This window comes from Brasilonema octagenarum UFV-OR1 (genome assembly GCF_963888615.1).
Taxonomy (GTDB): domain Bacteria; phylum Cyanobacteriota; class Cyanobacteriia; order Cyanobacteriales; family Nostocaceae; genus Brasilonema; species Brasilonema sennae.
In genome coordinates this window covers 20897-40668 of the sequence record NZ_CAWPKW010000168.1, presented here as the reverse complement: position 1 = coordinate 40668, position 19772 = coordinate 20897, and the positions used below count along the sequence as shown (strand labels likewise).

Sequence of the window (19772 nt, the reverse complement as noted above, 5' to 3'; positions counted from 1 at the left end):
CAAATATTAAATTTTCTGTATCAGACTCTAGAAATACTTATGATGACATGATCTCAATTAAGATATCCTCCATTAATTGAGTGGGTAATGCATCAAACCAACGCACGCCTTCCTGCACAAGAGTTACTCTCAAAATATAAGAACCTTTTTGAGGAAGTGCCTTAATTTTAGCTGTATATCTTTCTGTTGTCACTTGACCCAATAAAGATTTCAAGAATCTAGGCTGACTTTTATATAAAGGGGGAAATATCTTTGTTCGTTCTCCATCAAATATAATGTAATTATTAGCCAGATTATCCATCCAGTGATAAGCAATATGAACAGGATGGGAACCATAACTGTGAAAGCTAAACTGACTCTGATTTTCAATTTCTAACTGAATTTCAAATTCACTATTTACTTTGACTTCTGTCGGACAGTTTTTAACGAATATTTTTAGTTTACCTGCGGGAACAGGCGGTAATACAGGAATTTGTAACTTACTTTTTAACTCTTCTTGATCTATTTGTCGATGAGAAGCAATAGCAAACAAACTAGGAGCAGCACATATCTCTCTTCTAGAAAATCTTCTCACAAGACTGCCGCCTGGATCATCAGTGTGACCAAACCATAAATCTACATACTTAAAATATTGATTTAACTGCTTTTTAAAAACCCGTGGAGATTGTTCATTGATATGCATCAGCAGTTCATATCTTGAACGTGGTTCTGGTGGGAGATAGGCACCTACAGAAGCAGCAATTTTTCTTTTTCGTTGATACTCATACTTGTAATACCACAGATTAGGAAATGTATGTGCTACAAATAATCCATCTGATTTTAAATGGTATGCTATTTTTTGATAAAGCTTATCCACTTCTTCACTGGATAAGTGTTCTATGACATCAGATGCGATTGCTAAATCATACTTTCCGGACAAAGGAATATGACAAACATCATCACAAATAAATTCTACATTTGCTTGAAGAGATTCCTCACCATCAAAACATTTTTTAGCTAACTCAATTGCATTTGGTGAGTAATCAATAGCTGTCACTTTAGAACCTTGATGAGCAAAATAAAAACTCAGTTCACCACGACCGCAGCCTAAATCAAGTACACGTCCTGGTTGTTTCAAACTTGCAATTGTTGCAACAGCTTTTAATCTTGAATCTTCTAACTTTTTACCTTGATTCTTTTTGTAAACATCAAAGCCGCCACAATCCTGAGTATAGTATTCAGTCGTGTAAGTTTGACGAATTCTCAGACTAGAATTGTCGCTGTGGTCGTTATATTTAATATTTTGATTTAAATAATTATCGGAAACTTTTATTAATAATTCTCCGGCATAGCCTGGTATTACTCCATACCAATCTAATATGTCAGCGTAGCGAAATAAAAAATCGCTAACTGCCATAAAATTTTGTCTCGTCCACAAGTACCCATCTACTAGTACATAACGTCCCTGTTTAGTAGCAAGTTCCAAGTCATGAAAAGAACTATCACCATCTTGTTGTCCATCTACATGAATCAAATCATAAATATTGCCAGGGAAGCGTTTCATCGCTTGTGTATCAGCAACAATATATTCAGTGGCAAATTCATGAGTTATTTTTTTCGCCCAATTTATCGCTCCCTTGACACCTCCGTAAGAATCTGTATCTAAGTCAATACCTACATAATGAGCAGATGGATGTCCATGTAGAAATGCCGCAGCGGAGTAACCAAAACGCACTCCTATTTCAAGAATAGAAGTGGGTTTTAGGACATGAGCGATCGCCCACTTTAACCCATAGTAATCAACCCAATCACTAAAAAGGTGGGCAAGTGGATCATCTGGATTCGCAGTGTTTGTAAAGTTATATTCTCTTTTGTGTGCCTGTTGAATTATCTCATCAAACATAAGTATGCTTTAAAATTGAAAGACTTGGTGAAAGATTTATGATTCCTGACCAAAGGATAGCTTCTTTGTTTTTTAGTACTTTTAAAGACGCCACATTGTGGGCATAAACTAATGTTTTTTTAAAAGAACTTTGTGCAAAACCACTATCCGCAACACCAACTGTAATTGTGTATTCCCCTTCGCTCAAAGGTAGATGAAATTTGAAGCGAATCTCTACAAAATTATCCGGCTCGACTTGACCCAGTTTTTGTCCCATGCAGAAAGTGTTTGTTTCAAACACCACTTCTCCAGTTCGCTCTCTAATTTTAAAACCGATGTGTGGATCTTCAAAAGATTTAAAGAACAAGAGTCCTATACACAATTGCAATTCGTTGTCGCTAATGATAGCTTCAATTTCTTGCTCGCTTTCATCTAAAAACTTAATAAACTTAATATTGACTTCTGGTGAACTAATAACGACTTCTTCTAAGTCTGTTTTTACTAATGGAGAATCCTTTTCGTGTAAGATGGTTTCCGAATCAGAATCATCTAGAATTTTAATTTTTACTGCATCTGGTTGTAAGTCTAATTTCTTCAGCAGCTTGGCTTGATATAAATCAATAACTTGTCTTGGTTTAGCATCTAGCACTAATTGCCCAGCTTCCATTAACACGGCTCTATGACAAAGTTTGTATACAGCCGTAGGATCATGGGAAACAAATAAAAACGTTATGCCTAAATCTCGCAGTTCTCTGATTCGTTCAAAACATTTTTGCTGGAAATAAATATCACCTACTGCTAATGCTTCATCTACAATGAGAATGTCAGGATTTACACTCACTCCAACAGCAAAAGCTAACCGGACAAACATACCACTAGAATATGTTTTGACAGGTTGCTCAATAAAATCTCCAATATCTGCAAACCCAGCAATTTCATCAAACTTCTCTTCAATTTCCTTTTGGCTTAACCCCAATAGCCGTCCATTAAAAAAGACATTTTGCCGCCCTGTAAACTCAGGATTAAAGCCACTACCAAGCTCTAACAATGCTGAAATCCGCCCATCAACTTGGACATCCCCTGTTGTGGGTGTCAGCGTTCTAGCAATAATTTGTAGCATTGTACTTTTGCCAGAGCCATTTTGACCAATAATTCCCAAAGTTTCTCCCTTAGAAATCTCTAGGTTAATATGCCGCAATGCCCAAAACTCTTGAGCCATGCTCTTTCCTGGTAGCAAAATTTCCTTGAGCCTATCTACCGGACGAGTATAGCGCTTGTAACATTTTGAGACATTTTTGAGAGATATTGCAATTTCCTCACCCATAACACACACGCATATTCCTACGACATCTGAAACTCTTATAAGATTTTGAATCAGAAATCATCAATTAAACTATAAAATTTAGCAAACTCTGGCGAATAATAGCGTTAAGTGGTCGCATTTTGCTACAGCACGTCAGCAAACGCTGGACGCAACCGCTTATACACCCAAAAACCGCAACAAAATATTACAGCAGAAGTCACAGAAGCAACTCCCCACTCACCCCAATGTTTCACCTCTCCCACTAAAATTAAGTCACGATAAACTTCCGAAATAGCCGTCAGGGGATTTAGCCAAAATACCCAGTTCCGGAATTCTGGTGGTATGGACGATGCTGGATAAACAATTGGTGTTAGATACAACCAAAGCTGTAAAATAACTCCTAAAGTCTGCGGTATATCTCGCAAAAAGACGGTTAGCCCTGCCGTCAAATAACCTAATCCTGCTGTCAGTAATAACTGGGTGAACCAAATCAACGGTAAGAGTGCCAAAGTCGTATGTAAAGTCTGAGTTTGTACCGCCACAAAAAAAATCAACGCCATTAAACCAAAGGAACTCTCAATAAACGTTGATAAAATTGGCACTAGCGGTAACAAAGCTAAGGGAAACACAACTTTTTTTACTAAGTTAGGCTGTCCTATCACCGAAGTAGAGGCTTGCATCAAACCACCACTAAAAGCAATCCAAGGCAGTAACCCTGCAAATAGCCACAAACCAAAGGTAAAATTGTTTTCTGGAAAACCTTTGAGACTTAGCTTTGCTTTTAGCACAATTGAGAACACATAAGTATAAATCAGTAACTGGGATAGCTGATTCAACAAAGGCCATAAATTCCCTAAAACAGAACCTTTGTAGCGTGCTTCCAAATCCCGTCGCACCAAAGTTCTCAACAAATCAAACTTTACCAACCACTGTTCATGAAACGGCAAGATACGCTTTAGCTTCTCCGCCTTTCGGACAACTCCTCGCATTGTTCGCAACAATTGCTGCTCCTCACTCACTACCGACACACCAGATTTCTCTCAATGAAGCCCAACAGCTACTAAAGTTCCCGTTGTACTTCGTATTAGAAGAATAAGTTTTTTGTCAAAATGCTCTGAAATTACCTTGTAAATTATACGATTAATTGAATATTTTGCAGCATATTTTATCTGTGATTTCAGCTAAAAAGAACTCAGTTAAACTCTTGTGACTCACTTACCTTAAATTGGAACTGTCCCAGCAACTGTTGTTAAACAAATGTTATGTTTTGATGCTGAATATCCAACAAGTCATTGTTTCACATTTGAGGCAAGTTATCCGGATCAATTTTCTGACTACGCAAATACTCAGCTAGTCTCTCGGCTCGTTGGCGTTCTTGTTCAGCCCGTTGGCGTTCTTGTTCAACTTGTTGTGTAGATGTTAGTATCCATTGATTGTTTGCATCGTACCAACGTAGCCATAGAGTCGCTTGTAACACAATGGATGACGAGGATTGTAGTAGAGATTTAAGTCGGTAGCAATTAAAATTTCCTCGGGGGGATAGTTACAAGGTTGGCAGGTTTCGCTGAGTAGTCTAGCTTTAAAAATGTGAAATTCATCGGCAATCCGGATTCTTTTACTAATTCACTTGGCAAATCATACATCGTTGGTAAAACTTCCTGTGGTGGACGGGGTGGATCAGTTTAATACATCAGGTGCTACCTCTGATTCTAAGTTTGCAAGGGCTAAGTTAAACTCTGTGGATCAATACTCAAGCGATCGCAACCCCTGTCCCAACAATTGCGATCGCCCAAGGCGTGCGCCCTATGCCCCAACCAAACGGAGTTTGGTTGCCCCAAATCGAAGATTTGGGGAGAGGGGTTTTGGAAAAACCCCTCTGGGCAAAGAAAGAAGGGCGATCGCTCTGTATCGGGCATCTGTTGTTCTAGCTGTTGCGCTATGACAAAGATCTGCTGACACGTGCTGAGTTATTGATTTCATTTTAGTCAGTCGTCATCTTTCCCCACTCCCTCTGGTGTCCCAGATTCGGCTACACTGAGTCTTGGTTTGTTGTGTTGTAAGTTGGCATGGAAATCGGACAAAAAGTTAAAGTCGTTCGTTTGCGCGATCGCGTATCTGCCCCTATCGTCAAAAGACTAGGACAAGTCGGCATCATTCAAGGCTACAAGATGACCGATAGTAGCGGCGTTGGCATAATAGTTAAGTTTGAGGATAATTTTACCACTTGGTTTTTTGAAGATGAACTTAAACTTCAGCAGTAGCCCAAAGCTCAACCCCCCTTTGGGGGAATTCAAAATTTAAAATTATAGATTCAAAATAAAGAATTTTTTTTTGAATTTCTCATTTTGCGAATTTTGAATTTTGTGGGGTGCGTAGGTATCAGAACTTTGGTATAAGCTGCCAAAACAAGCTGAGTGCTAAGTTGGAATTGAAAAAACTAGCAGTAAAAATAGGAATCAAGGTAATGGCCCTGATACTGACATTTTTGGGCAAAGGCAGTAGTGATCGCACAAAAATTGCGATCGCCGCAGCCAAACTATTGGCAAGTCAAGGAAAACGTGTTCTCCTAGCTGGACAACCAGAACCAGCAATGTCAATCCTCTTAGGAGTAACAGTTGGTCCTGAACCCCAAGAAATTGCTGCCAATCTGCAAGTCGTGCAGTTCCAAACAGGAGTGCTGCTAGAACGCAATTGGGAGGAGGTGAAAAAACTGGAGGCACAATACCTGCGCACACCCATCCTAAAAGATATTTACGGTCAAGAACTGGCAGTCTTGCCTGGAATGGATAGCGCCCTCGCCCTGAATGCCATTCGTCAATATGATGAAAGCGGCAAATATGACGCGATTATCTATGATGGATCAGGCGACTCTTCCACCATACGGGTGTTGGGAATGCCAGAATCTGTTAGTTGGTACGTGCGACGCTTTCGCCAATTGTTTATCAATTCCGACTTAGGAAAAGGAATTTCCGAATCACCCTTCATTCAACCGCTTATTAGCACCTTTTTCAATGTCAACTGGGTAACAGATAACTTTTCCCAACCCACCAACCAAGTCAATAATTTGTTAGACAAAGGAAAAGCCGCCCTTGCCGATCCTAAACGCATTGCTGCTTTCCTCGTGACGACCAATGATCGTGTGGAAGTGGCTACAGCCCGCTATTTCTGGGGTAGTGCCCAACAAGTTGGTCTGATTGTTGGCGGCGTGCTGCAAGTTTCTTCTGACACAAGCGTAAACCTAACACAGGAATTTGCTCCCCTGCCAGTGAGTATTATTCCAGAAGCCAAGGCAGATGAGTGGCAACCGCTGATTGATGCCCTACCTAATTTTGCAGCACAAGCGGTACAGGCTCCTAAACCTATAGAGATAGACGTTAACACGCGTCAGGTCCGCTTATTCTTACCTGGCTTTGACAAAAAGCAGGTTAAACTGACTACATTTGGTCCAGAAGTCACCGTGGAAGCAGGAGATCAACGGCGTAATATCTTCCTCCCTCCTGCCTTAAGTGGGAAAGCTGTAACTGGAGCAAAGTTTCAGAACCAATATTTGATAATCTCTTTCTAAGCAAGTTAGGAGCTACAACAGTGAACAGTTATCAATGAACAGTAAACAGTGATAACTGGTAACCCTTCGGGTTCGCAGTCGCCTAGGTCGGGAGACCCTCCTGCAGCGCTGGCTCACTGGTAACTGATAACTGATAACTGATAACTGGCGAAGCTACAACTCATAAGCAAGTACGACTTATGTCTGAATCAACTCCCACTACTCCAGATCCAGATTCACCAGAAGCACTAAACTCGGTAACACCAACACAGGAAGTCAAAGCTGCTGTTGATCGTAGTGCCAAAACAAGGCAACTGCTGGGTATGAAAGGTGCAGCGTCTGGAGAAACCTCAATTTGGAAAATCCGCCTGCAACTGATGAAACCCATCACTTGGATTCCCTTAATATGGGGCGTCGTTTGCGGTGCTGCTTCTTCCGGCGAGTACACATGGACTCTGGAAAATGTCCTGAAATCAGCAACGTGTATGTTGCTAGCAGGACCATTGCTAACAGGTTACACGCAAACCCTGAATGAATACTATGACCGCGAAATTGATGCGATTAACGAACCATATCGCCCAATTCCCTCCGGAGCAATTCCCTTACCCCAGGTAATCACGCAGATATTAGTATTACTTTTTGCTGGTATTGGTTTAGCGTTTGTTCTGGATGTTTGGGCAGGTCATGAGTTTCCCACGATTACTGTGGCTGCCATATTAGGTTCCTTCATAGCATACATCTATTCTGCACCACCTCTGAAGTTAAAACAGAACGGTTGGTTAGGAACCTATGCCCTTGGTGCTAGTTACATCGCCTTGCCTTGGTGTACTGGTCATGCTTTGTTTGGTGAACTCAATTGGAAAATTGTTGTTCTGACTGTGGTTTATAGTTTGGCTGGCTTGGGCATTGCGATTGTCAATGACTTCAAGAGTATAGAAGGCGATCGCAAGTTCGGATTAAAATCACTTCCTGTGATGTTTGGTGTCACCACTGCTGCGTGGATTTGCGTATTCATGATTGATGTTTTTCAAGTGGCGATCGCGGCTTATCTGGTCTACATCCATGAGAACTTGTATGCAGCAATTCTCGTACTACTTGTCATTCCGCAAATCACCTTCCAGGATATGTACTTTCTACGCGATCCACTGGCAAATGATGTCAAATACCAAGCAAGTGCCCAACCATTTCTCGTTTTCGGGATGCTCGTTGCTGGGTTAGCAATTGGTCATGCTGGTGTTTGACTTAATACTTCCCAAGTTAGAAGTTAGGAGTAAGGAAAAAAGTAAGATTTAAGGATAAGTAGTCAGGAGTTAATATGAAATGCTCCTAACTTCTAACTAAAAAATTATGACTCGTAACTTTTGTCAGGATTTGTCGTGTTACAACTACTTTTTTACATCATTCATCTGATTCAGCCGGTGCTCATCCCTGTTTGCTTTCTCAGCGCATGGAGCTTAATTCTTCTTGTTGTTTGGAGTATGTGGACAGCAGCGCGAGACAGTGTTGCTAAAGCGCAGGAAATGCATCAAATTCCTTGTACAGGCTGCCAATATTTTACCAATGATTACCACCTAAAATGTACTGTCCGTCCCTCTGTCGCTAACACAGAAGAAGCAATAAGTTGTATGGACTATCAACCGAAAACTAATCCTATGTTTTATTAGGAATTGTTTAGGTTGTATTTATACAGGGAACAGGGAACAGGGAACAAGGAACAGGGAATCCTATAAAACTTTATCAACTTGAAAAACACAAACCACTTTATTAGATAGTCTTGTGTAGGTGTTTTTCCAAGAACCATGTTAGCTCGCGCCAAGAGTTTTCGGCGGCCAAACGGTTGTAGGAAGAACGCTCGTGGCAGAAAAACCCATGATCGGCATCACTGTAAACCTTCAACGTGTACTCTTTCCCCAGTTCCTTGAATCGGGACTCGATTTGTTGAACGCGTTCGTTAGGAATAAATGGATCGGCACCACCGAAGAATAAGTATACAGGTACTGTGATGTTTGTCACCGCGTCGATCCACTCATCTAAAACCACACCGTAGAAGGGAGCAGCTGCCGCGATTTCGTCCGAGAACTTGCAGGCAGTCAGAAAACTCAGTCCGCCACCCAGACAAAACCCGGTAACACCAATTCTATCTGGATACACATCTGATCGTGACTTAATATAAGCCAACGCTGCCCGAAGATCCTCTTCCATAGGTTTACCGAAATCGAGGCGGAACATCATAGCCCTGGCTTGCTGAACCTCGTCATATCCGAATTTGTTGTTCGGCAACTCGCGATAATAGAGATCTGGCGTGAGAACCACGTAACCTTCGTTCGCAATTCGGGCTGCGACGTCTCGAATGTGTGGCGTTAAGCCAAAGGCTTCCATTAACAGGAGAACAGCGCTCTTGCGATCAGCAATAACAGGTGTACACAAGAAGGCAGGCATCTGTCCTTCAGGCGTGGAAATCATCACCTCTGTCTGTTCGATTTGCATTTTTTTCACAGTGGCTCAGGGCTAACTCATTTCTAACAAAACTTTTAAAACACCCTTTGTCTGAGCGCGTTCAAAAGCAGCCAGCCCATCAGCCAGAGGATAACAAGCATTAATGAGAGATTTTACGTCAACTTTTTCTTGTGCCAACAGTTCAAGTGCAGGCGCAAAAGGACCACAACGGGAACCAATAAGAGTAATTTCATCCACAACTAAAGAAGAGGCATCAAGGCTTAATTTCCCAGCATAAGTACTTTTGAGTACCAGAGTTCCTCGTGGACGCAAGGCACGGTGAGCAAGTGCAAAGCCTTCCGAGTTACCAGTACACTCCACAGAAATATCAAAAGCTCTATCAGTCACTGTATCAGCAAAGCCAGTTTTGATACCCCGTGCCTCTAAATGAGCAAGCTTATCTTGATGACGCCCCACAACCAACAGATCGCAGCCTGTTAAAGCTAACGTTTGCGCCACAAGTTGTCCTAGCTTACCATCCCCAATAACAAGCACCCGGTCATCTGGACGTAACTGTACCTGCTGTTGAATTTCCAATGCTGCTGCTAAAGGTTCAGTAAAAGTTGCCACTTCTGTAGGAATATTTTCAGGTACAGGATGCAAGTTCTGTATTGGCAAACACAGGTATTCAGCAAAAGCTCCATTGCGGTTGACAATACCAAGCACAGTACGATTTTCGCAATGAGTCGGTTGTCCACTGCGACAGAATCGACATTGCCCGCAAACAGCATTGATTTCTCCGACAACTCTCTGGTTGACTAAGTGTTGTGGTCCTTGTTCAACAACACCAACAAACTCATGTCCTAGAATACCAGTATATGGATAGTAACCCCTCTTCAGTTCTAGATCAGTGTTACAGACACCAGCACAGAGAACACGCACCAAAGCTTCTCCTGGTGGCGGTTCGGGAATAGGGATATTAGTTCGTAGTTGAAGTTGATTATTTTCGAGCCAGATTCCTTGCATTTTACCTATTCCTAAAGTGGTAATAAATGTTCAAAATCGTTAAGCTAGGGTGAAACTTTAAAAAATGACACAGTCTCTAAAAACTAATTTACAGGCATTAGTACAAATAGTAACAGACAGACAAAGGCATTTAGGAAAAAAAACGAAACAAGGAAAAAATAAAAAACTATTTTTTTGCCTTTTGCCTTTTACTTTTTACTTTCTCCTAAGCACCTTGCCTGCTTATCCTCAACAACTCAATAATTCTTGCCCACCGAAAACTGTTTTATTTCCTTCAAGAGGAGTTGCAGCAAGCAAAGTCTTTGAGGAGCAAATCCCAAATTGGGAGAAAACTTGTGGAAACCCAATAAATTATTTCCCTAGCTTTGAAAAAATGATATTAGAGCTAAAAAAAGTAAATATTGTTTATTTAGGGGAAAATCATGACAATTCGCAAGACCATAAAAGGCAGCTAGAAATTATTCAAAAACTTTACAATCAAAATCCAAACATTGCCATTGCAATGGAAATGTTTCAACGACCACTACAAGATGTTGTGAATCAATATCTAGCAGGTAAACTTACAGAAGAAGAATTGGTACAGAAAAGTGAATATGAAAAACGCTGGGGATTTCCTTGGGAGAATTATGCACCAATTATTCAGTTTGCAAAAGAAAAACGACTTTCCGTTATCGCCTTAAGCACTCCTTCAGAAATCAGCCGCAAAGTTGCTCAACAAGGCTTAGAAGGCTTAACACCATCTGAACGGAAATTTATTCCTCCTCTATCAGAAATTAAGACAGATAACGAAGAATATCGCCAAACTTTACAATCAGTCTTTCAGCAGCATCAAGCCGCAAATCATGGTAATAGTGCAGATGTTGAAAAATTTTTCCAAGCCCAAGTTGTATGGGACGAAACGATGGCAGATGGTATTGCTCAATTTGTCAAAGCTTATCAAAACCATCAAGTTATCGTATTAGCCGGACGGGGACATATCATTTATAATTATGGTATTCCAGATCGTGTTGCTCGTCGCCTCAAGAATGAAAAATTCATTCAGCGTTCTATTTTACTTAGTCCGCCAGATGAGCCTACTACACGCAAAAATAAGCGAATAGCAGACTTTATTCTTTCTAACACCACAGACGCACAGGGCAATTAACAGTAACTGGAAGATGATCTTCGCAGAAAAAGAAAAGAATACAAGAAGCAGTACTACCGCCCACGTTCCCTGGCTGCGGCACACTCCAAAGTCGCGTCAAGGCTCTATTTATCTGTAGATAACAAAAAGATACAAACTAATTATTCAAGTCCTCCGAAGTTTTTTTTTGGCACAAACCCTTCTGACAACTACTGTCCAGGGTTTAGCTGAAGTATTTATCAAAACCTTATTAACTTGTGCTGGTGGTTGATTAATAAGTTCTGTTATTTTATTAAAAATTCATACTTTAGATATACAAAAATTACTACTATAGATACAAGATCCTAGTCAGAGTTTCAAACAAGCTCAACCGGAGTTGAGCAACTTGGGAGAGCTTAACGCATATCAGAGAAATCTATCAAAAAAGGAAAACACGATGTCTATTACAGCTTTAGAAAAGACTTTTTACACTATACAACCAGATATTAATGAAGAAGCTGCTAAGATTGCGGCTTTGGTTTTCCCAACAACTCAGTTTCAATTATTTGGCCGAGAAATTGAAACTGAAAGTTTGTCTGTGACTTTCAAAGGAAGACATTTTTCAGAAAATTTTAGATTACAATTTTTTCCAAAAATAAACATCCTGGTTTTATCAGGGTACTACAAAGAAGGGACGGCTCACCTGACTTATACTCCAAGTAATAAATATAATTGGCGTGATGGTAGAGGATTTAAAATAAGTTCCCCTGATGGTATAGGAGAAAAATTTGAGTTTCTGGCAAATGAGTTTTATCCATTTCTAGAAGAATTTTTTCTGGGATGAGTGACCGAATAGAGAACTCAAGACTCAGGACTCAGGACTCAGGACAGAGAATTAATAAAGAGTACAAGTCCACAACTTCTAGTGTAAAGAGTAAAAAAGATTTTTCAATAAGACGCACAGCCCAAGAAAAAAGGTGTCCAAATAAAATCTTAGACCACCACTGTGAAGTCGTGACTTGCACTCTATATTATTTATGGGAATATATTCTGATTGCTGTCCCGCCCAAAAATTACCTTGATAAGTTCTTAACTTTGATTTTAGCGTTAAGCGTTCGCGTAGCGTGCGCCTCTGGCGCTTAGCTCTCCGTTTGCGTAGCGCCCCTCTTAGGGGCTAGGAATCGCTCCACCTCGATGTGGTTTTGCGCTGACTTTTCCTGTATTTCGATAACGACGTATTAACCGTTGAACGAATGATAAGCTGACTTTGAAGCGGTCGGCTAATTGTCGTTGCGACCCTTCTTTTGCTTTATAAGCATCAACCACACGTTGGCGTAGATCCGTTGAGTAGGGGACAGGCATTTTTCGTGAGTATTTTTACTGGTTCTTTAGTTTACTAGATTTGTAGTCTACTCAATTGAAAACCGCTGTAATGTGCACCTTTAGCTTATTAACCTTCGAGTAACACCTTAAATCTTTACCTTTTCGACAAACTGAGCAAAAATCGGAAGCAATTCTCTTCGACTGACAACCAATGTTGGGAAAGAGCGAGTCGTGTAATCTTGTTGTGGTATTAAAGGAAATGGCTCTGACTTGAGCGATCGCCAGCTTCCCCCTGCTGCTTGAACAATCACCCAAGCACCTGCTATATCCCAAACTTTTGGTGTCGCTTCAACACCACCCAGTGTCGCGCCAGCAGCAACCGTCAAGAAGTTATAGCTAGCAACACCCAACATCCGAATTTTACAAGGAAAGTCTTTCTGTATAACTGAGGTGCTACGCGAACATAGGTTGAAGAAGTGATTTCCACTAGGATCATCATTACTAGTATGGATAGGATGATGATTGCGAAAAGCTCCTGTTGGTACTTCTAACTCAGGTATACTTCCCCAGTAACCGTGAAAAGTTTCTCCCAATGGTGGCACAGCAACGTAACCAAAAACTGGTGTGCCTTTATACAGTAAACCCAAAGAAATCGACCAAATAGGAATCCCACGAGTAAAGTTAGTTGTACCGTCTAAGGGATCAATCACCCAGCACCATTCGGTACCACGGAAAACCTTATCATCTTCTTCGCTCAAGATACCGTGATCAGGGAAAGTAGATGCTATGGCGTTTCGTATTTCTTGATCTGCCCATTTATCTGATTGCGTCACCAAAGTGCCATCAGCTTTTTCCGAAGCCTGCACTCGCCCAAAATCTTGCATTAATTGATTTCCCACTCTGGCTGTGGTGGTTTGGGCAAAATCGAGAATTGTTGTCCAAAATTCAGTCATGTGTTTCTTCTCACGCAAAGACACCAAGGCGCAAAGATTTTTTGCAGTCTTTGCGCGAAACAAAACTAATCTAATTCGCTTTCTAAAATGGATGCGATCGCCTGCTTAGCATTTGTCTGAAATTCTCTCACATTAACTCGACTGAGGAACCAAATCGCTAATATCATACCAAGCGCTTGCAGTCCAAAAACCAAGCTATATGCCAGCACTTTCTGAGGAAATATTTGTTTCCCTACGTCCAATATAGCACCACCACTCACTGTCGCCAGCCCCCGTGCCATTGCCTGCGCTAAACCCCAAGCCCCAATGAATGTGCCAGCAGTTTCTGCTGCGGTCAAGTCTAGCATGAGGCTAATAGCTCCTGTTGTGGTCACACCGGAGGCTAAACCAAACAGGAATAACGCTCCTTGTAGGAGTTTCTGATTGGCAGTGAATCCCGATAGTATCACCAATACCATAGTTAGGGCGACTGTTAAGCATCCCAACACGGTGGTTTTTTGTTTGCCTATGCGTGGTACAACTAAAAAACCAGTTAAACCAAGAGCAATCAGCGTCCCAGTTCCCCAAAACGCATTCAATCTCGTCGTTTGGGAGACACACATGCCAAACACTTCACCGCCATAGGGTTCCATTACAGCTTCTTGCATAAACAAGCTGATTGTCATCACTAGCAAAAAGGTAAAAAACAAACCTGTTTGGCGGCTAGCAGTCAAGACTTTCATCGCCCTTTTGAGAGTAATTTGGTCTTCTCGTTTTACGATAGAGGAGCGTATGCCATATCGAGAATATTTTTTTTCAATTCCTGCTGTTGATAATATGGATAACCCACAAACTACGCCTGGAAGAATAAAGAATAGGCGGTTAACCGAGTTTTGCAGCGCCAATAACTGTTCAGGTTGGCTATATAGAGATACTGTTCCTGTTGCTGCTTCTTGACAAGTAGTAGCTGCTGGCAATAACTTTGAGCTAATAATTGCCCCAATAACAATGCCTACCATCAGCATTGACCAGACAACACCAACTAGTTTAGAACGGTTGTCTTCATCAGAAACATCCACCAGCAAAGCTGCAAAAGGGGTGGAACTAGAACTCAATGCCAATCCGTAGAAGGCAAAAATTCCTGCCAGCAGGGCAACCCAGCCGTAAGTTTGAGTCGTCCATCCAACGGAGTAAAAACTAGCACCCAACTGCCAAGTCACTTGTACTGCTAGGAAAGATGCGATCGCAAATAAAGCTGCACCCACCCACACATAACCAGTACGGTGATAGTTCAGAAAGGGTTTAGCATCAGATAACTGTCCAAACCACAGCCTTGCTGGTGCAACGAACTGATGCACTGCTATAGTACCGGCTACCAGTGTAGCTGGAATTGCTAATTCCTTAATCATGATGCGATTCAGCACTCCTAGGGTGAGAATCGACATGATGCCTAGCCCCATTTGAAATAAGCCAAGCCGAAACATCGTCAATACATTAACCTTTGGCATGGCCAAGGAATTTTTTTGAGAATCAATCAAATCGCCGCTTGCCATAGCTACTTCATTTTTATTATCTAAACTTGCGCAAACTTGTAGTCATAACCATCTTTACGATGTACTGCTTTGATGTCGTTTCGAGAAACACTAATTACCAATTCTTTGCTTAAACGAATATCAAAGTTTCCTTTAAAACGCACGGTTTTTAGTCGTTTCCCTGTAATACCTGCAAACTTCCCAGCAACAACCGAAACAATATCGCCAGTGTTCCAGTTTTTTACTTTTTGCTTGGCTCGATATCCTTTTCGGGGAAATCCGTATTTATCGGTTTGCACCATCTGTCGGCATCCCCACCCCAACGCCTTTATCAATAATGGCTGCTGAGTTAAAAGCAAAAGTGATTCAACTTTACCCACACACGCTGCATCCAACCAATGGGCTTTGGGTAGCTGTAGTCGGGTACGGTTAAACTTAGTTAATCCACCTGAAGCCGTGCTAACAGGCAAACCTATAGCTTTTAACCGATTGAACAATGCCCATCGGGTTGAGTTGACAGCCGCAGCATCTTTTAAAGGACGTTTAGCTTGTGCCAGAACTCGTTTCAACACTTCAGGCTTTTTAGCTAAAAACTGCTTAATATCCTGAGTTCCTTTTTTAGCGTTGCATTTATCACAAGCAAGGCAAAGGTTAGAAATTCGATTGCTGCCGCCCTTGGCTTTGGGATGAATATGTTCAACCTGCAAAGGCACATTTTCCGCGCCACAGTAAGCGCATTTTCTATCCCATTTGTTCAAGAGGTATTCTCTGACTTCATAGCCTTGCAACTCTCCTTGCTGATATTCAATTCCGGAAATTTCAGGATTCTCAAGCCGTTGGAGGTCAAATCTGACTAATTCTTGAACAATTGAACCAATGGGCGCAAATCGAATGAATCTGTCAATCCAAGTCAGAGTTGTTTCTACTCGATGCTGCAAGCTGGGTGCTAACCATCCTTTTGCACGAGTACGATTTAAGAATCGGGGTTGTCGATAACGTGTATGTCTGGCTCTACGGCTGCGACGGATGGCTCGTCGTGAATCCAAAGATGCTTTTATTGCTTGTCCTCTGTGGGCAAGCGATGCGCCAAACACGACTTTTTCCCGTTGCAGCAGCGCGATACCAGTTGCTTTTGAACCGGGATCTAATTTGAGTGTGATAGGCTCTGGCGTATCAACTACTTCCTTTTTGAGGATAATCGTAAAAGGATAGCGTCGGAAAACCGCTGCTTTGTTGGCGTTCAGCAGTTTCCTTGCTGTGATAGGGCGGCAAGGGTTGAGTGGTTTTCCGTTAGTATCAAGTACAAAAACGTAATTTTGATTAGACATGGTTTTGTCTCTACTGTTTGCACGTAATGTTTGCCTCGCTTAAGTTATCGGTCGGTACCCTTGCGGGTTCGGCACTTCCGTGACTGTCGCTTAACTAAGCGCCGAGGAGTGCCTCACTATCCTTTCAGCACTAGCTTTAATAAACCCTTTGCAAGTTTTAACTCAAAAGTTTTAGAGCTTGGAGCTGGCGAGCACTCCAAGGTAAGAACTTAAACACTTGCCGATAACGTAGGTCTAATCCTGAAGCTGGACACGACGATTAAGCGTAGTTGCTTTAATCAGGTTTTAGCCGTGTCTACATTCTGAGAGATATTTTGAGATAAATTTTGCAATACACTGAAAAGTAAAGAAATGTAAAGAAATGTAATTTTGAAAACGTGGAAACCATCACACTCGGACAAAATGGTCCAGCCGTTACACCCCTTTGCATTGGGACTTGGGCATGGGGTGATAAGCTCTTTTGGAATTATGGCAATAACTACGGTGCAGATCAATTGCAAGCAGCTTTTAGTGCAGCTTTAGAAGTTGGTGTCACCTTCTTTGATACCGCTGAAGTTTATGGATTGGGAGTTTCAGAGGAATTTTTGGGACAATTCTTAAAGAAAACCGACCAACAGGTACAAATTGCAACCAAGTATGGTCCTTTTCCTTGGCGAATTTTCGGTCAGTCTGTTGCTGATGCTCTGACAGATAGTCTCAAACGTCTACAATTAGGGCGAGTTCCTCTCTATCAGGTGCATTGGCCTTTTGCGTTTTTTATGAGTCAAGAAACCTTGATGAATGCTTTGGCTGATGAGGTGAAGCGGGGGAGAATTGAGGCGATCGGTGTCAGTAATTACTCAGCAGATCAAATGCGGGAAGCACACCAAATACTAGCAGCCCGTGGTGTACCTTTGGCAGTGAATCAAGTTCGTTACTCTTTACTGACTCGCCAAATTGAAACCAATGGTATTTTCAAAACTGCCAGTGAATTAGGTGTGACAATCTTGGCATATAGTCCTCTGGCTCAAGGCTTACTGACTGGTAAGTACACTGCTGATAGTGCTAATAATCTCAAAGATGGCAGAAGGATAGACTCCCGTTTTAGTAAAGAAGGCTTGCAGAAAATAGAGCCTGTGATATCTTTGCTACGCCAGATTGGAGAAAAACACGGGCGTACTCCTGCCCAAGTTGCCTTGAGGTGGTTAATCGCTCAAGGAAACGTTATTCCTATTGCTGGGGCGAAAACAGCGGAACAGGTACGACAGAATGCAGGTGCTTTGGGTTGGAGATTGAGCGACGATGAGATCAGGCAGTTAGAAGAAGTGAGCCGTTCTTACAAGTAAAAAGAATCAAGTAAAAAGAAATAATTTCTTTTTACTTGATTTATGAATTTTCCTGACCAGCCAGCATCTGTAAAATTTTCTCCACATTATCCAAATCTCCAACAATGCGTCGAACAGGATGAGGCCAAACTTTGACGAGGGTAGGAGTCGCAGAAACTTGATTGGATTCTGCTTGTTCTGGATTCGTTAAAACGTCAATTACTTTTAGTGTGTAAGGGTTGCCAAGATTTTTTTCTAGTAGTTCATGTAAATTCTCTAAAATGCGTTGTGTTGCGCTACTGTGTCCGGCAACAAACAGGCGCAGAACATAACCTTTTGTTTTTGGTTCGGGTTGTTGCGCGGACGTTGTTGGTTCATAGTATGAAGGATTTGCATCCCAAAGGTCAAGCCGCACAACTAAGTCGTGGTCTTCCCAAAGCTGAGGAAATGTAGAGCGATATGTTGTCAATACTAAGTGATCGCACAAGCCCTCCTGCCAAGGTGCAGATTGCCATGCTAACTCCCCTGTCCCAAAAATAGCGTTAAGAACGGCTTGATGTCGCATAACTGCCGGATAAGCCTCAGCGAAAGTTTGTATCTGTTGAGTGCGTGGATTTAACCAATGGTCTATAGTCGCCGTGTAGCAAGGTACTAGAAAATGAGGTGGTTCTGGTAAATCCAGAATTTCCTGCAAACTAACGCACAAATGTAAATGCCATCGACCTTGCTTACTAGGGTCGATACAGTAAATTAAATCTCCTCCAGGTGTAAACAGCGCAATGCCTTTAAACAGTGGAGGTAAAAGTGGTTTGTCGGATGTCAAGGGCGTGTCACTCCCTTCTCCTTAAGAGACGCTAAACTTAAGTTTCTGCGGGACACGCTGCTTTGTATGACTGCGGTCTGTGTGCTCTACACTCTGCAAAGCGTGCCGTGCCTCCTACGCAGGAATTACGAATTGCGCCTGAGGGCGTGCCCACAAGCCATAGGCATACGCATGATTGCGTGTGTTTCGTGCATACGGGGGAATTTCAAATATGGCTTACCGGCACGTTATGCGACCATAATGATCAATTCAGAATTAACAATATATCCCTTTAGGGATATTAAATAGTCTTAATATTTATAATTCATAATTCTCAATACTTGTATTCTTTAAGGAACAATTTTTGCTATTTCACTGGGAGTTGCTGACATTTCTAGAAGGAAATTTTGACTTTTGTAAACAAATTCAAAACTCTTGTCATTTGCATACACGACAAACCACCTGGCAGGGGATCACCAATTTACTAATTTATTCAAGACCATTTACGAATTATGAGGAACTTTCCTTGCTTTGATAAGAAATGTTAAGCACGCTAAAAGTAATTGAATTTCAAAAAACCTTTAAAATCATTACTTTTTAGTTGATATGCCTAAAGATAGATGTCAACAACAGGCTTTGTCTCAAACTAAGGATTAAATTTCTTCACATAATTGCAAAAAATTAAGTGTAAAGTTTATTAAAAAAACGCTCATCTTATGAATAGGTTTTTATATACTGAATCTTTAATAGTTGATCCCGCTCATTGATGAGTTAGAGATTTCTCAACCTGAATCTTTGTTTTGTTGATTTTGTATTTAAGGGAAAAAGTCATGGCTTTGTCTCAAACATCTAATTTAAGTAAGACACACTCTTTGTTAATGATGAAAAGTTTCTTAATATGGACTTTTACATTGGCAGTATGCTTGCTGGTTGTCGGTTTTCCTTTGGTTGTCTTGATGGCTACGGTCGGATGTCTGTTGTCAGTTGTTTTACAATCAGTGATGCCTGTTCGTGCGGTTTTGCTTGTTGCAGGTGGTTTAATTATGTTTAATGTGATGGCAGTTGTAATGGCTGCTGCAGCCCTGACTCTTAAAGGAGTTCATCCAAGCGAAATCAAATGGTTGAGCTGGCTGCATGGAGAAACAGAGAATATGCAAACGATCGCCGTTTATGCTTCTTGCCCATTAACTTGTGAAATTAAACACTAACTATCACTGCTCAATTCGACAAACAGTACATCCGCCCGGTTCAGCCGGGTTTTTTCATGCCTTTTTTGTCC

20 protein-coding genes are annotated in these 19772 nt (G+C 41.4%); 9 read left to right on the top strand and 11 right to left on the bottom strand.

Features of this window, described 5'->3' with window-relative positions; genetic code table 11:
- Positions 1 to 37: 37 nt before the first annotated feature.
- From AC5590_RS11625 to AC5590_RS11610, 4 genes are all read right to left on the bottom strand, one after another.
- Positions 38 to 1882, bottom strand: a complete 1845-nt coding sequence (locus AC5590_RS11625) for a class I SAM-dependent methyltransferase (protein ID WP_169263949.1) — start codon at positions 1880 to 1882, stop codon at positions 38 to 40.
- Positions 1875 to 3185 (bottom strand): ABC transporter ATP-binding protein, encoded by a 1311-nt coding sequence (locus AC5590_RS11620; protein WP_169263948.1) that lies wholly within the window; start codon positions 3183 to 3185, stop codon positions 1875 to 1877. The genes AC5590_RS11625 and AC5590_RS11620 overlap by 8 nt, the downstream gene beginning before the upstream one ends.
- A 122-nt stretch (positions 3186 to 3307) precedes the next feature.
- On the bottom strand, positions 3308 to 4153 hold the full coding sequence (locus AC5590_RS11615; protein WP_169263976.1) for an ABC transporter permease: 846 nt from the start codon (positions 4151 to 4153) through the stop codon (positions 3308 to 3310).
- A gap of 308 nt (positions 4154 to 4461) precedes the next feature.
- Positions 4462 to 4641, bottom strand: a complete 180-nt coding sequence (locus AC5590_RS11610; protein WP_370460614.1) for a hypothetical protein — start codon at positions 4639 to 4641, stop codon at positions 4462 to 4464.
- Between the two features lie 150 nt (positions 4642 to 4791).
- Here AC5590_RS11610 and AC5590_RS11605 point away from each other — a divergent pair, with 150 nt between their 5' ends.
- The 5 genes from AC5590_RS11605 (at position 4792) to AC5590_RS11585 (ending at position 8372) form a co-directional block, all read left to right on the top strand.
- Complete coding sequence (locus AC5590_RS11605; protein WP_169263921.1) at positions 4792 to 5106, top strand: hypothetical protein; 315 nt, start codon at positions 4792 to 4794, stop codon at positions 5104 to 5106.
- Between the two features lie 124 nt (positions 5107 to 5230).
- Positions 5231 to 5425 (top strand): cytochrome b6f subunit PetP, encoded by a 195-nt coding sequence (gene petP, locus AC5590_RS11600; protein ID WP_169263947.1) that lies wholly within the window; start codon positions 5231 to 5233, stop codon positions 5423 to 5425.
- Positions 5426 to 5628: 203 nt separating this feature from the next.
- Complete coding sequence (locus AC5590_RS11595) at positions 5629 to 6729, top strand: Get3/ArsA fold putative tail anchor-mediating ATPase NosAFP (RefSeq protein ID WP_169263946.1); 1101 nt, start codon at positions 5629 to 5631, stop codon at positions 6727 to 6729.
- A gap of 179 nt (positions 6730 to 6908) precedes the next feature.
- Positions 6909 to 7949 carry a chlorophyll synthase ChlG gene (gene chlG / locus AC5590_RS11590; RefSeq protein WP_169263945.1) on the top strand — a complete coding sequence of 347 codons (1041 nt, stop codon included), beginning with the start codon at positions 6909 to 6911 and terminating at the stop codon, positions 7947 to 7949.
- A gap of 135 nt (positions 7950 to 8084) precedes the next feature.
- Positions 8085 to 8372 (top strand): hypothetical protein, encoded by a 288-nt coding sequence (locus AC5590_RS11585; protein WP_169263944.1) that lies wholly within the window; start codon positions 8085 to 8087, stop codon positions 8370 to 8372.
- A gap of 100 nt (positions 8373 to 8472) precedes the next feature.
- Here AC5590_RS11585 and AC5590_RS11580 read toward each other — a convergent pair whose 3' ends face one another.
- Both AC5590_RS11580 and AC5590_RS11575 read right to left on the bottom strand, forming a co-directional pair.
- The gene (locus AC5590_RS11580) at positions 8473 to 9195 is read right to left on the bottom strand and encodes a dienelactone hydrolase family protein (protein WP_169263943.1); all 723 of its coding nucleotides are present in this window, start codon (positions 9193 to 9195) and stop codon (positions 8473 to 8475) included.
- Between the two features lie 21 nt (positions 9196 to 9216).
- The gene (locus AC5590_RS11575; protein ID WP_169263942.1) at positions 9217 to 10170 is read right to left on the bottom strand and encodes an MDR/zinc-dependent alcohol dehydrogenase-like family protein; all 954 of its coding nucleotides are present in this window, start codon (positions 10168 to 10170) and stop codon (positions 9217 to 9219) included.
- A 64-nt stretch (positions 10171 to 10234) separates the two neighbouring features.
- Here AC5590_RS11575 and AC5590_RS11570 point away from each other — a divergent pair, with 64 nt between their 5' ends.
- Both AC5590_RS11570 and AC5590_RS11565 read left to right on the top strand, forming a co-directional pair.
- Positions 10235 to 11314, top strand: coding sequence for a ChaN family lipoprotein (locus tag AC5590_RS11570; RefSeq protein WP_169263941.1), 1080 nt, complete (start codon positions 10235 to 10237; stop codon positions 11312 to 11314).
- A gap of 415 nt (positions 11315 to 11729) precedes the next feature.
- Positions 11730 to 12116, top strand: a complete 387-nt coding sequence (locus AC5590_RS11565) for a hypothetical protein (protein ID WP_169263940.1) — start codon at positions 11730 to 11732, stop codon at positions 12114 to 12116.
- A gap of 323 nt (positions 12117 to 12439) precedes the next feature.
- Here AC5590_RS11565 and AC5590_RS11560 read toward each other — a convergent pair whose 3' ends face one another.
- The 4 genes from AC5590_RS11560 to iscB all read right to left on the bottom strand — a co-directional run bounded on the left by AC5590_RS11560 (position 12440) and on the right by iscB (position 16387).
- A complete protein-coding gene (locus AC5590_RS11560; protein WP_246162995.1) occupies positions 12440 to 12634 on the bottom strand; it encodes a helix-turn-helix domain-containing protein in 195 nt (64 codons plus the stop codon).
- Between the two features lie 107 nt (positions 12635 to 12741).
- Positions 12742 to 13548 (bottom strand): inositol monophosphatase family protein, encoded by an 807-nt coding sequence (locus AC5590_RS11555; protein ID WP_169263939.1) that lies wholly within the window; start codon positions 13546 to 13548, stop codon positions 12742 to 12744.
- A gap of 65 nt (positions 13549 to 13613) precedes the next feature.
- Positions 13614 to 15080 (bottom strand): BCD family MFS transporter, encoded by a 1467-nt coding sequence (locus tag AC5590_RS11550; RefSeq protein ID WP_169263938.1) that lies wholly within the window; start codon positions 15078 to 15080, stop codon positions 13614 to 13616.
- A 20-nt stretch (positions 15081 to 15100) separates the two neighbouring features.
- On the bottom strand, positions 15101 to 16387 hold the full coding sequence (iscB, locus tag AC5590_RS11545; RefSeq protein WP_169263937.1) for an RNA-guided endonuclease IscB: 1287 nt from the start codon (positions 16385 to 16387) through the stop codon (positions 15101 to 15103).
- Between the two features lie 377 nt (positions 16388 to 16764).
- On the opposite strand from iscB, the gene AC5590_RS11540 reads away from it, so the two are divergent.
- A complete protein-coding gene (locus AC5590_RS11540) occupies positions 16765 to 17712 on the top strand; it encodes an aldo/keto reductase (protein ID WP_169263936.1) in 948 nt (315 codons plus the stop codon).
- A gap of 40 nt (positions 17713 to 17752) precedes the next feature.
- Here the strand turns inward: AC5590_RS11540 and AC5590_RS11535 are convergent, their stop codons facing one another.
- Positions 17753 to 18514 carry a circadian clock KaiB family protein gene (locus AC5590_RS11535; RefSeq protein WP_169263935.1) on the bottom strand — a complete coding sequence of 254 codons (762 nt, stop codon included), beginning with the start codon at positions 18512 to 18514 and terminating at the stop codon, positions 17753 to 17755.
- An 809-nt stretch (positions 18515 to 19323) separates the two neighbouring features.
- Here AC5590_RS11535 and AC5590_RS11530 point away from each other — a divergent pair.
- A complete protein-coding gene (locus AC5590_RS11530; protein WP_169263934.1) occupies positions 19324 to 19701 on the top strand; it encodes a hypothetical protein in 378 nt (125 codons plus the stop codon).
- Positions 19702 to 19772 lie beyond the last annotated feature (71 nt).